Raw genomic sequence first — 13,160 nt, 5'->3', positions numbered from 1 at the left:
GAATTAAAGAACAATTTGTAGGTCGGCAATCCTTTGCCGACAAGTCCGTTGTGTCGGCAAGGGATTGCCGACCTACCTCGGGCGCTACGCCAAACCGGAAAATGTTCTAGCGTATGGAAATTAACGAACAAGTATTGATAGAGCTCCGGCGCATCGTCCGTGCGCTCGATCTGCAATCCAAGCAGTTGCAAAAGGTGGGACTGACCGGCTCTCAGTTGATGGTTTTGCGCGCCTTGACGAAACAAGGGCCTTTGACGGCCAATCAACTCAGCCAGGCGGTCAATCTGAGTCAAGGGACGATCACCACGGTGCTCGACCACCTCGAACTCAAGGCCCTGATCCGGCGCGAGCGCAGCGCCGAAGACAAGCGGCGCCTGACCATCACCCTCACCGATGCGGGCCGGGAGGCTCTCCGCCACGCGCCCTCGCTGCTGCATGTCGACTTCGTGGCTGCTTTCCGGCAATTGAACGACTGGGAGCAGACTCTCATCCTTTCCAGCCTGCAACGGGTCGCCGGCATGATGGATATGTCGCGCGTCAAGCCCAAGCCGGTTCACGATGCCGAATGCATCGAAGCGGGTTTGCGGTTCCTCACCGACGATGCCGAGGATGCGGGATGCTGACGAGCCGGCTGGTGGGGCGGCCTCTGGCCGCGGGTTAATCCGGGGCAGGGATGCCCCGGCGCGGCGACAAGCCGCGTGAGCCCAGGCCGGGCGTGTACCGGCCTGGGCGGCGGCCCGAAATACCAGGAGGGTATTTACGGGCCTGATTAATAAATTCCGCTCCCGAACATTATTGATCGGCCCCTGTTCAAGATCGTAGAGGTACTGCAACCCAAAACGCTTTGCAACATGTAGCGTCCGGCATCACGCCGTCACGTCAAACGCATTAATTCGAACCAATAAACGCTATCAAAATGGGGGGTACTTAATGGGTCCTTCAAAAAGAACCCTATATCGATCCGTAATCGATTTGTCGCTGGGGATGCTTGTTTTCTGGCTGGCCCAATCTGCGCTGGCTCAGGAGACGGCTCAGCCGGCGCCGGGCGAGGCCGAGGCGGCGAAACCGGCTCTTTCGGCAGAAGAAGCCTTGAATCCGGTTGATCGCATCAAGGCCGGCCGACAAGAGGTGGCGTCCGCCATGGAGTCGGTCCGAAAAGCCATGGATGCGGGATCCGCATCCGGATCGGACAGGGCGGCCGTACTGAACCAGCAGCTGGAAACCCTGAAACAGCTCGATTCCGTCTTCGAGCGGCAGCTCGCGGCGCAGCAGGAAATCGAGACGCTGGCGGTCGAGGAGCGGAAATACCTGGAAGCTGCGAAAACGCTCGAGACCAGCGATGATCCGGTGCCGGTGAGCGAACTGGATAACGCGTCGTCCGAGTTGAGCGCACAAACGGCGCGCCTGTCCGCGTTGAGAGCCGCCGTCGATCAGGCTAACGCTCAGGTCGAGCAGGCGCGGGCGGCTGTGGCCGGGAAGCAAAAGGAACTGGCCGCCGACGAGGGCGAGAAGGCCGCTTCGTCAGACGGGGAGCCCGATTCCCTGCGTTTGCAATCGGCCCGGTGGGAACTTAAGCAGGCCGAGGAAACGCTGCGGCTCGGTGAATTGAACCTGGAAAGGGAAAAACGAAAGCTGACCGTTGCCGAAGCATCCGTGAAGCTGCTCGAACGGCGCCTGAGCCTATTGGCCGGCCGCGTACAATTCACCGACAAGGAGCTCGAGGAGCGGCTGCAGCAAATCGAGAAGGAAGAACTCGAACTGAAGCGCGAATTGAGAAGAATGGATGGCCAGCAGATCGCCAACGAAAGTCGTCTGCACGATGCGAGGCAGCGTATGGCGAACGCGCCCCTGGACAAACTCGGGGAGCTGTCGGAAGAGGTCGAAGCGCGGCGTTTGGCCAAGGAATCCTTGGAAACGAAGATTTCCGGTTTAAACAAGCGTGTGGAGCTGATCGGAACGTGGAATACGGCCTGGCGGCGGCGTCACGCCGTCATCAACGGTTTCGGCAAGCCCGTGGAATGGGTGAAATGGAAGGAGGAAGCGGTCGACGCCTTGGCCGCGCTCGATCAGACCGAACGCGCCGTGATTCTTTTGCTCCAGGACTGGAAAAAGCAACTGATCTCGATCGAAAACAAGCTTTCCAATTCGGAGCGCGACGGCGGAAGTTCCGCGCGCTGGCTGGAACAGCAGCACCAATCGGCGGAATCGCTGATCGACCACTTGCGCGATCAGGATGCTTATCTCGAAAAGACCCGCGGCCTGCTCCAAAAAGTCGTCGAGTCGGTCAACGACCGTACCGAGCACCGAAGCTGGCGCGAGCTGGCGGAGTTGGTCCTGGATACGGAATTGAACGGCAACCGCGTGCGCGACTGGGGTTTGGCGCTGGTAGCAGTGTCCGGGCTGTTCAGCCTGCTGGTGTTCGTTCGGAATTTTCTCATCTCAGCTTTGCAGCGTTATCTCGAGCGTCGGCAAAACGTTCTGATCGGCGAGTTCTTTGCCGGCGTCCGGCAAACCCGCACGGTCTTTTTGCTCATGGTCTCGGTGTTTGCGTCGACGCTGCTGCTGCGCCTGGATCCGGCGCTCAGCGGCATCATACGCAAACTGACCATCGTCACGCTGCTCTTCCAGGTTTCCACCTGGGTGAGCTACTTCCTCAGAGTTTGGGTCTTCGACTATTTGGGCAAAAAAACCAAGCGTGACCAAACCAGCCTGGGAGCGCTGTCGATTTTCAATTCGCTCAGTCAACTGGCGGTCTGGTCGCTGGCGCTGCTGCTCGCGCTGCAAAATTTCGGCGTGGATATCACGGCGCTGGCGGCCGGTCTCGGAATCGGCGGCGTCGCGGTCGCGCTGGCGCTGCAACGGATACTGGGCGATCTGTTGTCCTCGCTGTCCATCGCTTTCGACAAGCCCTTCGTGGCCGGCGATTTCATCATTTTCGATCAGCTCATGGGAACGGTCGAGCACATCGGTATCAAGACCACCCGCATCCGCAGTCTCGACGGCGAGCAGATCATCTGCGCGAACAGCGATCTGCTGAATACCCGGATTCGCAATTTCAAACGCATGCGGGAGCGGCGCGTGGCGTTTCAAATCGGGCTCGTTTACCACACGCCATACGAAAAGCTGGTCAAGGTCCCAAGCCTATTGCGGAATGCCGTCGAGGCCCAGGCCAACGTCCGTTTCGACCGCGCCCATTTCAAGGCTTACGGCGAATTCTCCCTGCTGTTCGAAGTCGTTTACTACGTTCTGAGCGCCGATTACAACGATTACATGAACGTGCAGCAGGGCATCAATCTGATGATTTTCGAATCGTTTCAGAACGAAGGATTGCAGTTCGCGTTTCCCACCCGTGCCTTGTACCTGCAAGGCGTACCCCAAACCGGCGAAGCGGCGCTGTCGGCCCTCAAGTCCGGCGAAGGGAAAACGACCGCACAGCTGCGCGCGGGTTAATCCGGGGCAGGGATGCCCCGGCGCGGCGACAAGCCGCGTGAGCCCAGGCCGGGCGTGTACCGGGCCTGGGCGGCGGCCCGAAATACCAGGAGGGTATTTACGGGCCTGATTAATAACGGCTGGGCGATTCGGCGCTGCCGGCCAGCAGTACCCGATGCCGAAGCCGCCGGATCGCCGTCCAAAGCCGAGGCTGCCAGCTTTTCGCGGCTATGGACTCGTTCGTATCTCTTAAGCCTGTGCTCGGTAGCAGGTATCTTCGTCGGCAAAGGATTGCCGACCTACGACCGTAGTACCCTGTAGGTCGGGAATCCTTTCCAATCGCAAACGTCGCTTTAGTCGCGACCTTCCAATCGCAAACGGTGTCTTCGGGAAGGGCGTGGCCGGCGCTCCCGGCCAGGCCGTTTGCGATTGGAAGGGTCATCCCAGCGCTCCTGGGATGACCGTTTGCGATTGGAGCGCCGAAGCCCCCCTTCCCGACGGTGCGGTCGGGCCAAGGGGTTCGTCGGCAAAGGATTGCCGACCTACGAATGCTTGAATCAATTTACGGTAGCCGAAGGCGCCAGCGACTTCCGCCACGCCTGTTTTGTCGTACGAGCGAAATGAAAACGCTCTATCGAGCGGGATGATAGAGCAGGCTCGGATCGTGCAGGGCGTTTCCGATAATCAGGCTGGTGTGCCAGGTCGGGCGGTATCGCCGCGTATCGGCCAGATACCGGAGCGATACGCGGGTATCCTCGTCTTCTCTGGAAAACACCGCGACTCTCCCGGTCCTGGCCTGCTCTTCGGTCAGCGTCCATGCATCGCCCAGGCAAGCCCCGACGGCCTTCTTGCCTTCTTCGAAACTCTGCCGGGCAGCGGCTTCGTCGGTTTTGTTCCACAGGCAGTAATAATGTTCGTTGCCGCTCCATTTCCACACCTCGCAGGCCGTATCGGGAAAAATGCTTTCCGCATCCCAGCGGTCGCCGAGGCGGTGTATGCTCTTCGCGCCCTTGATGTTTTCGAAGCGATTGTCGGCAGCGGCGATGACCGCTTTCAGGCGGGAACAGGCGTCTCCTTCGGTCGCGGTTTCCCGCCCGCCGGGCTGGCTCGCGCATGAGGCGGCCATTACGGCAAGCATCGGCAGAATCGCGCGCAAGCCAAAAGCACTGATTCGTACGCCCATGTCGTTCTCCTTTCCTAGAGCAGTTTCCATTCGTACGTAAGGATGGCCTTAGTACTACAGTCGCAGTTATGGTGGACGACCACGACAGCGGCGTCGGTAATGGCACTGCCTGGCGCGCCACTGATGACGGCGCCGCCAGAGTGACCAGGCCAGCACATGCGCCGCCTCGGGACGCCGGGTCCAGAGCACGTGGACCAGCAAGCGGCGGACTTCCGGGGCAGTAAATGGGATCAAGCCGGCCTCAGTGCCCCTTTTTTCGCTTGGGTGCTCATAGCCACCAAGAACGCCTGGGCCAGCAGCGCCAAGGTGATATGCCGATGCCAGGCGTCCCACGTCCGTCCCTCATACTCGTCCAACCCACAGTCCTGCTTGGCCCTCTCGAAGCCCACTTCAATGGTCCACCGTCGCCCGGCGACCTGAATCAGGGTCTCCAGCGTCGTGCCCTCCCGCGGGGCAAACGCTACGTAATACGCCAGCTTGCTCGGATCCTCAAGACTCCGGCGCACCACCAGCCAATGGCCCCAGGCCCGCTCCTCAGCGGTCGGTTGCCACCGCCACAAAGGCTGCCACGCCCAGTCGTACTCCCGTGGCCCCTTGGCACCGTCTCCGGCCGAGTGCCGCTGCCACGCCGAAGCGGGTAGTTCGGCGGCGAGTTCCTGCGCCGGCCGATACACCGGACCATCACGCCACAACGGCACGTTACAGGCCACCCCCAGCACAAACGGCTGGCGCCGTTGCTCCAGCCAAAACCGCAGCCGCCGATCGCCCCCATACACCTCATCACCGGTCACCCAGCGGCACGGCACACCGGCGTCCAACGCGCGTTCGATCATCTCCAACGCTAACCCAGGCTTGGTGCGAAACGTCACCCCTTCAGGCACGTGCGCCTCGGCGCGGCGATGGGGGGCGGCGGCCCACTCCTTGGGCAGGTACAGTGCCCGATCGAGAAAAGCCGCCCCGTGCACACTGGCATAAGCGAGAAAAACGCCGACCTGGCTGTTCTCGATGCGGCCGGCCGTGCCACTGTATTGGCGCTTGACTCCGACCGAGTGCGTGCCTTTCTTCAAAAAACCCGTCTCGTCCACCACTAACACCGCCTCTGGATCGGCCAACCGCTCCACCACGTAAGCCCTCAGGTCATCCCGTACCCGATCGGCATCCCACTCAGCGCCATTCAACAGCCGCTGGACGCCATCCGGGGTCCGCTCCCCCAAGTGCTCCGCCAGCTGCCAGCCGTTCTTGCGCGCGACCGGACTTAACAGCCCACGCAGATACCCCAACGCGCGTTGCCGCGGTTCCGCCCGCCGAAAACGCGAGCCAATCCGCGCATGCAGTGCGGTCAGCTCCGCGTCCCACTGTCGTATCGAGTCTTGCATGGCAGTCTCCTCAGTCGATTACCATGCTTGTTAGACCTAAATAAATGCGGCTGTAGTATTAGAGCCTATCCCAATAGGCGATAATAAGCGTCTTTAACCGGTAACCGAGGAGAAGACCCATGGGACTCATTACCGAAGACGATGGCTGGCGGATTCCCGACGCCTTATGGGAAAAGATGTCACCCCTGCTTCCGGTGCACGTGCCCAAGCCGCATCCCCTGGGATGTCATCGTCGCCGGGTCGACGACCGTGTGGCGATGAATGCGATTGTGTTCGTCCTGCGTACCGGGTGTCAATGGAATGCCCTGAATGCGACGGGGATCTGCTCCAGCAGTAGTGCCCACCGCCGGTTCCTGGAATGGGTTGAGGCGGGTATTTTCGAGCGTTTCTGGCAGGAGGGGTTGCTCGAATACGAGCGGCTCAAGGGCATCGACTGGAGTTGGCTATCCCTGGATGGCGCCACGACCAAGGCGCCCCTGGCCGGCACAAAAAAACGGGGCCAAATCCGACGGACAGGGGCAAACAGGGGGTCAAGCGCAGCCTGTTGACCGAGGCGGATGGAATCCCACTGGCCGTAGTGGTCGAGGGTGCCAACCGCCACGACATGAAACTGGTCCGTTCGACGCTGGCGGCGGTTCAAGCCCAGCGGCCCGAACCGACCCCGGAACAGCCCCAAGGATTATGTTTGGATAAAGGGTATGACTATGACGAGGTGCGGGATATTGTCCACGCGTTCGGGTTCACGGCCCACCTTCGAACCCGCGGCGAGGAGGCCCAAGCGATCAAGCGGGACGCGGGATTCGCAGCGCGGCGCTGGGTCGTAGAGCGCACGCACAGTTGGATGAACCGCTTTCGGCGCATTCTCATCCGCTGGGAAAAGCGGGCGGATACCTATCTCGCTCTGTTGCATCTGACACTGGGCATCATCACCTGGCGAGCCACCGGCCTATTGGGATAGGCTCTTAGTGCGGGAGCGGGCCGAAAACCAATCCGACAGCCGCTCCAAAATCAATCGATCCGACCGCGACCGGAGCGCCCCGGTGCCGTCCGTTCGACTTGAATTCCGATGCCGTCGCGGCTTCCGAGCATTCCGCTCAAGGCGGCTCGGTGCGCCAACTCGAAGGATTCGCACCCATGCGTTCCCCGAGGTCCGCCAGGGCGTTCATCGTTTCCTTTACGAACACGCCCGGTTTCGGCGGCGTCCAATCGGCGGGAACCGAGATGACCCGGATCTCGACATCGGCGCCTCTCTTCAATTTCGAAATCTCGGCCAATGCGTAAAGATGGCGTAGCGCGTTGACGGTAGCCGACTGGGTCGCCAGGTTGGTGCTGCGGCGCATGATGGCGGCCCAGGTCTGCCGGGTGATTTGCGGCAGAAAACGGAACTGGTTGTTGAGGATGACCCAGTAACGCTGCTTGGGGATCGGCAGGTCCGGGTAAGTCTTCTTCCAGACCGCCGAAAAGCTGTCTTCGTCGTGCGTTCTCGCGCCATACAGGATATTTCCGGTCACGCCTCCATCGACATACAGCCGGCCGTCGATCTCGCGCGGCGGGAAGACGCCGGGCACCGCGGCCGACGCGAGGAGGATGCGGTGCACCCGATCCACGTCACCGGTCCGGAGAGCACTTCTCGCTTCCTCGACCACATCCCAGGCGCGCATGTCCCCATCATCGAGATTGGTGGTATTGACCAGCAGCATACGGTTGCGCCTGCCTTCCCGGACGATGCGGTTCAGAAACTCCGAATCGATCGCTTCCGCGATATCCCGCTCCAGCCCCGGAATGCGGGTGAACGACGCATAGCGCGGCAGGAAGAACAGAAGCCCTCGAAGTTTCACGATGTCCGGACGCGGTTCGCGGTACATATTCAGGACCTGATCGATGGTCCGCTCGGTTCCGAGAAAAGCGAACGGCGCGATCAAGGCGCCGGTGCTGACGCCGGTCACGACGTCGAATTCGGGACGTGCCATGGGCCCCTTCGGAACCCGTCCCCAGCCCTTGAGAAAGCCCGCGCCTAAGGCTCCCCAGTCTCCGCCTCCGGAGATCACGAGAGCGTCGATTACAGGCGGCTCGGATCTGACACCCAGGACATAGTCGTCGTACTCCTGCTTGGCCCGCGTGACGAGCCGCGGCGTGAATCCCTTGATTTCCGCGTTGACCAGACGGTCGCTGGCCTCCCGGGCGCTGAGCAGTTCCTGCTGCGAAAGCGACGGACGCAAGGCGGGACCGCAGCCCGCAGCCAGGATCAGCAGGACGAACAGAAGACACTTGAAAAGGTTTCGGACACTCATGATCGCGAGCACGACGCGACCGACGATCAGGCTAGCCATCCTGCCAATGCCGGCGTTTTGGCGGATAACTCGCCGGTCGGCGGCCGTTTCCGGTCAACGAGTGAGGATGATGTAAAGAGCGTGAATGACGCCTGGGACGAAGCCCAGCATCGTCAGCAGAATATTCAGCCAGAAGGCGCCTGCAAGCCCGACTTCCATGAAGACGCCCAGGGGCGGGAGAAGAATGGCGAAGATAACCTTGAAAACATCCGTGAAGGTGACCGTCATGATAAGACCTCGCGTTGAAGTTCTGGCGGATTGAATGCAATCCGGTCAAGGCAATGCGAAGGGACTCTTTCGTTTTGACCGAAGCGGCGCCGAAAAAATTGCGTTCCAGCGTGTCTGAATCGGAACCCGAGCCGGCGCCAAAGCTTTCCCGGATGTATCGGGTAGGCCTGACTACTAGCTTCCCGGCTGGCAAGGGCTCGAATTTTCGCTATCGCTGCATCGCTTTCCGACGAAGCGAGTGAAACTAGCCCCGTTATCCTGCGGCGCCGATAGCCGACGAAACGGCGCGAAGGATGACACGGTCGAAACGCTGCACGATATCGGCATCGAAACGGATGTTGATCCGCCAGGGCATATACGGCCGAATCCGATCCTTGCCAAGAAGGCATTGTCTTGCGGACATGGGGGCTTTGCGCTTGCGGCCATTATTGGTTGTCGAATGAAGGAGCGGAAATACGGGCATTAACGTATCCGTCGGAGCACGACGGGTTTCGCGCCGGACTCGCTTTCCTTGATCTTGCCCGATTCGAAGGGTATGGCTAATGCCGATGGACGTTCCTCGTCAAAGGTCGACGATCATTCGTTCGATCCTGTCCACATCGATATTCGAGTCGTCGGCGGCGCGGTGTTTTCCATCTTTCCCGGCATGCGTCCCGAGTGGCCCGGCGGTTACGGATTGGTTTGCGGTTGTGGCTGGCGTCCCTGCTGATAACCCTGCTCGTAAGCCCGTTGTTCGGACTGTTTGTGCTTGTCGTAGAGATAACTGCCCACCAGTCCGGTGCCCGCGCCGATGGCGGCGCCCAGGCCGGCGTTGCCGGCGATGGCACCGATCGCCGCGCCGGCGCCGGAAAACAGCACGGTCGCCAGGAGGATGGCTTTGGAAAAGAAGGTTGAGGCTCGCATGACAGCGCCCTCCATCGGTTGAAAAGCAGAAACTTCGGAAATCCTCGGTTGGGCGCATCATGCCGCCGCCCCGATCCTCGCCTGCAGAACCAGCAGGATGAACACCCCGACCAAAGCCGGCGTCAGGGCGACCAGAAACCCCGGCATACAGCCCGGACGCTCGCCGACTCCGGCGATCACGCCGAACTCCAGGCTTCACTTACGGCTCGGTTTGGCCGGTTCTGCCTGTCGCCCGCACGATGCAGCGGAAGCCCACATGGCAGGTGGAGGTATCGACCGGTTCCGGGAAGCGGGCCGCCGGGCGGTAGCGGCGGCAGTAATTCTCCGCGCAGAGATGGGAACCGCCCTTGAGCACCTTGCGCGGAATCCGGATCACGGGCTCACAGGGATCGAAGCTAGCTTCCTCCCGCCCGCCGCGCGGATTCCTGGGAACGCAGCAGGCCGCTTGCCGCGCGGACGGGTGGCCGGGTTCGTACCAGTCGGCGGTCCATTCCCAGACGTTGCCGATCATGTCGTACAGGCCGTATCCGTTGGGCGGAAAGGCTCCCACCGGGGAGGTGCCCTCGTAGCCGTCGACGACGAGGTTTTCCCAGGGAAACCGCCCCTGCCAGTAATTGGCCAGCATCCTGCCCTCCGGCGCCAGTTCCTCGCCCCAGGCATAGGCCACGCCGTCCAACCCGCCGCGGGCGGCCCGTTCCCACTCGGCTTCAGTCGGGAGCGCCTTGCCTTCCCAGCGGGCAAAGGCCTCGGCGTCGGCAAAAGTGACGTGGACTACCGGATGCCGCTCCAGCCCTTGGAGGGAACTCTCGAGGCCTCGCGGATGCCGCCAGTCGGCGCCTTTCATGTAGGACCACCAATTTCCGATGTCGCGGAGATTCACCGGCCCCGGCGGCTTCACGAACACCAGCGAACCGGCGTAGATCATGTGCGGCAAGGCGCCGGGGTAATCGGCCGGATTCGGCGGTATTTCGGCGAAGGTGACATGCTCGGTGGCGGCCACGAAGCGGGCGAACCGCTCGTTGGTCACCGGAAAGCGGTCTATCCAGAAACCGTCCACCGCTACCCGGTGCGCCGGGGCTTCCTCGGGATAATGCCGGTCCGATCCCATCAGAAACGCGCCGCCGGGGATCCAGACCATATCGGGGAAGGGCGGCTCGGGGGCAGGGGAGGCGAAGCGGATCGCCGTCTTGGCTTCGGTGTGGATCATGGTTGAAATCCTTGTACCGTATGCCTTTCACTGCCGGGTGATGATCGCCCGCAACTCCGCCTCCTTGTCCTCGATCAGTTCGCCCGACACGTCCACCGTTACCCGGTTCAGCTTGCCGCTGAAGGCGAACGGCACTTCGTATCGGGATGTCACCGGAGACGCCGCGTCGTGGCCGCAGGTCAGCCCTTCGCCCAGGCTGATGAGAAGCGGTACGGTGACGGGAAGTTCGGCCTGTCCGACGAGTTTGCCGTCGATGTAGAGCTGGCCGCGGCCCGGCGCGCCTTTGCCTTGGGCGAGGTCGGGCCGGCCGGTGGGTTCGAACTCGAAGCGCAGCTCCGCCTTTCCCTGTGGTACCTCCGCGTCGGATTCGACCGCGAACTCCTCGGTGCCGACGTAGTTGTGCACGTAGCACAGCTTTTTGTCCTTGACGAAGAACGAGTACCCGCCGGTACTGCCGCCGTGGGCCAGCAGCACACCCTCGGCGCCATCGTGGATTTCTACCTCTGCGCTAATGCTGTGCGGCCGGTTGAGGACCTTCACCGCCACGTTATCGGGTACGGGCGAGGTATCGGGATAATAGATGTACCGCTGCCTGCCCCGGGTAAGCTGGGGACGTTCCTCGGCGAATCGCTGGGTGCCGCGGCTGTCGAGGGGCAGGACCTTGTATTTGCCCGCTTCGACATACCACATGGCGATCATTTCGATCAGTTTGTCCCGGTGCTGATCGGCCAGATTGCGGGTTTCGGAGAAATCTTCCGCCACGTGATACAGCTCCCAGCCGTGGGCATCCAGTTCGCGCAGTTTTTCCTCGGTAATCTCCATCTGTCCGAAGGACATTCCGGACTCGGCAAAGGAGGGCCCCGGAACGGGGCATACGGCGCGCCAGCCGTCGTGGTAGATCGATCGGTGGCCGAACATCTCGAAATATTGGGTGACGTGGCGGTTTTCCGCCTTCCCCTCGTTAAAGGTATGAGCAAAGCTCACGCCCTCGATGGGCGATTGGGCGACGCCGCGGATTTCCGCCGCCGGCTCGATTTGCAAGGCATCCAGTACCGTCGGCAGCAAATCGATGGCGTGAGCGTATTGCGGGCGGATTTCCCCTTTTGCCCGGATCCCTTTCGGCCAATGCACGATGAAAGGATCGCTGACGCCTCCACGGTAGGTTTCCCGCTTCCAGCGCTTGAACGGGGTGTTGCCCGCCCAGGTCCAGCCCCAGGGGTAATGATTGAAATACTTCGGGCCGCCCAGATCGTCCAGCGCCTTGAGATTGGCTTCCAACGACTCCGGCACATTGTTGAAGAACTTGTTTTCGTTGACCGAGCCGGTGGGGCCGCCCTCGGCGCTGGCGCCGTTGTCGGAGATCACCATCACCAGGGTGTTGTCCAACTCGCCCAGGCTTTCGATGAAATCCAGCAGCCGGCCAATGTGATGGTCGGTATGCTCCAGAAACCCGGCGAAGACTTCCATCATGCGGGCGTAGAGCTTTTTCTCGTCCGGCGTAAGGCTGTCCCAGCGGGCCACGTCGGGGTCGTGGCGGGATAGTTCGGTGCCCGGCGGAATAAGGCCCATGTCGAGCTGTTTTTGGTGGACCTTGTGCCGGTAAGCTTCCCAGCCGTCGTCGAACTGCCCCCGGTAGCGGTCGGCCCATTCTTTCGGCACGTGGTGCGGAGCGTGCATGGCGCCGCTGGCGAAATACAGGAAAAACGGCTTGTCGGGAGCCGCCTGCTTGGCATCGCCGATGAAACGGATGGCCTGATCCGCCAGGTCTTCGGTGAGGTGGTAGCCTTCTTCCGGCGTTTTGGGCGGTTCGACCGCGTGATTGTCGTGGACCAGGTCCGGGTAATACTGGTGGGTATCGCCGCCCAGGAAGCCGTAATACCGCTCGAAGCCCCGTCCCAGCGGCCAGCGGTCATAGGGCCCGGCGGCGCTGATCTGCTCCGCCGGGGTGAGATGCCATTTGCCCACCGCGAAGGTGTTGTAGCCCTGGCGCTGGAGAATCTCCGACAGGAAGCCGTTTTCGAAGGGAATGATGCCGTTCGCGCCCGGATAGCCCATGGAGCCCTCGGTGATGCAGGCCATCCCGTTGGAATGGTGGTTGCGCCCGGTCAGAAGACAGGACCGGGTAGGCGAGCACAGCGCGGTGGTGTGCATATTGCTGTAGCGAAGGCCGTTCGCCGCCAGCCTGTCGAGGTTCGGCGTCCGGATGGGCGAACCGTAACATCCGAGCTGGCCGTAACCGGTGTCGTCCAGCACGATGAACAGCACGTTCGGCGCTCCCGGTTTGGCCCGCAGCGGCTCCGGCCATGCGGGCGAGGAGGTCTCGGGCGTGCGGCCGACGACGCCGGGAAAAGTGGTTCCGGGTTTGTATTCCTTCAAAGACATGTCGTACCTCCACTTGCAATGCCTTGCGGGCGGTTTGGTCGATTTTGGGGACAGCGTCAATCCATCACGCGGTAGCTTTCCGCCCCGAGGTGTGAAATGCGGACGGCCCTAAGAAGATGACG

The 13,160-nt window shown here is 61.6% G+C and carries 12 protein-coding genes; 3 read left to right on the top strand and 9 right to left on the bottom strand.

What is annotated here, in order from left to right:
* Nucleotides 1-113: 113 nt before the first annotated feature.
* Both ACR2R1_RS07885 and ACR2R1_RS07880 read left to right on the top strand, forming a co-directional pair.
* A complete protein-coding gene (locus ACR2R1_RS07885) occupies nucleotides 114-623 on the top strand; it encodes a MarR family winged helix-turn-helix transcriptional regulator (protein ID WP_077730696.1) in 510 nt (169 codons plus the stop codon).
* Nucleotides 624-984: 361 nt separating this feature from the next.
* A complete protein-coding gene (locus ACR2R1_RS07880) occupies nucleotides 985-3,450 on the top strand; it encodes a mechanosensitive ion channel domain-containing protein (protein ID WP_434113433.1) in 2,466 nt (821 codons plus the stop codon).
* Nucleotides 3,451-4,060: 610 nt separating this feature from the next.
* Here ACR2R1_RS07880 and ACR2R1_RS07875 read toward each other — a convergent pair.
* Together ACR2R1_RS07875 and ACR2R1_RS07870 are read right to left on the bottom strand one after the other, a co-directional pair.
* A complete protein-coding gene (locus tag ACR2R1_RS07875; RefSeq protein ID WP_077730693.1) occupies nucleotides 4,061-4,612 on the bottom strand; it encodes a hypothetical protein in 552 nt (183 codons plus the stop codon).
* Nucleotides 4,613-4,842: 230 nt separating this feature from the next.
* Nucleotides 4,843-5,988 carry an IS701 family transposase gene (locus ACR2R1_RS07870; protein ID WP_434110624.1) on the bottom strand — a complete coding sequence of 382 codons (1,146 nt, stop codon included), beginning with the start codon at nucleotides 5,986-5,988 and terminating at the stop codon, nucleotides 4,843-4,845.
* A 119-nt stretch (nucleotides 5,989-6,107) separates the two neighbouring features.
* Here ACR2R1_RS07870 and ACR2R1_RS07865 point away from each other — a divergent pair.
* A protein-coding gene (locus ACR2R1_RS07865; RefSeq protein WP_139841180.1) for an IS5 family transposase occupies nucleotides 6,108-6,946 on the top strand; the annotation gives its coding sequence in 2 pieces (ribosomal slippage) (nucleotides 6,108-6,474 and nucleotides 6,474-6,946; 840 coding nt in all).
* Nucleotides 6,947-7,082: 136 nt separating this feature from the next.
* Here the strand turns inward: ACR2R1_RS07865 and ACR2R1_RS07860 are convergent.
* The 7 genes from ACR2R1_RS07860 to ACR2R1_RS07830 all read right to left on the bottom strand — a co-directional run bounded on the left by ACR2R1_RS07860 (nucleotide 7,083) and on the right by ACR2R1_RS07830 (nucleotide 13,038).
* Entirely contained in the window at nucleotides 7,083-8,318 is a 1,236-nt protein-coding gene (locus tag ACR2R1_RS07860; protein WP_434113431.1) for a patatin-like phospholipase family protein, read from the bottom strand.
* Between the two features lie 54 nt (nucleotides 8,319-8,372).
* Nucleotides 8,373-8,546 carry a YqaE/Pmp3 family membrane protein gene (locus tag ACR2R1_RS07855; RefSeq protein ID WP_086134154.1) on the bottom strand — a complete coding sequence of 58 codons (174 nt, stop codon included), beginning with the start codon at nucleotides 8,544-8,546 and terminating at the stop codon, nucleotides 8,373-8,375.
* Between the two features lie 253 nt (nucleotides 8,547-8,799).
* Nucleotides 8,800-8,949, bottom strand: a complete 150-nt coding sequence (locus ACR2R1_RS07850) for a hypothetical protein (RefSeq protein WP_434113429.1) — start codon at nucleotides 8,947-8,949, stop codon at nucleotides 8,800-8,802.
* A gap of 266 nt (nucleotides 8,950-9,215) precedes the next feature.
* Nucleotides 9,216-9,449 (bottom strand): glycine zipper family protein, encoded by a 234-nt coding sequence (locus ACR2R1_RS07845; protein WP_347258444.1) that lies wholly within the window; start codon nucleotides 9,447-9,449, stop codon nucleotides 9,216-9,218.
* 57 nt (nucleotides 9,450-9,506) lie between these two features.
* On the bottom strand, nucleotides 9,507-9,629 hold the full coding sequence (locus ACR2R1_RS07840) for a hypothetical protein (protein WP_347258443.1): 123 nt from the start codon (nucleotides 9,627-9,629) through the stop codon (nucleotides 9,507-9,509).
* A 19-nt stretch (nucleotides 9,630-9,648) separates the two neighbouring features.
* A complete protein-coding gene (locus tag ACR2R1_RS07835; protein ID WP_205780785.1) occupies nucleotides 9,649-10,656 on the bottom strand; it encodes a formylglycine-generating enzyme family protein in 1,008 nt (335 codons plus the stop codon).
* A gap of 27 nt (nucleotides 10,657-10,683) precedes the next feature.
* The gene (locus ACR2R1_RS07830; RefSeq protein WP_434113426.1) at nucleotides 10,684-13,038 is read right to left on the bottom strand and encodes an arylsulfatase; all 2,355 of its coding nucleotides are present in this window, start codon (nucleotides 13,036-13,038) and stop codon (nucleotides 10,684-10,686) included.
* Nucleotides 13,039-13,160 lie beyond the last annotated feature (122 nt).

This window comes from Methylocaldum sp. GT1TLB (assembly GCF_051027445.1).
Lineage (GTDB): Bacteria > Pseudomonadota > Gammaproteobacteria > Methylococcales > Methylococcaceae > Methylocaldum.
Note: the sequence above shows the minus strand (reverse complement) of the source record. Positions and strands in the feature narration are given on the sequence as shown.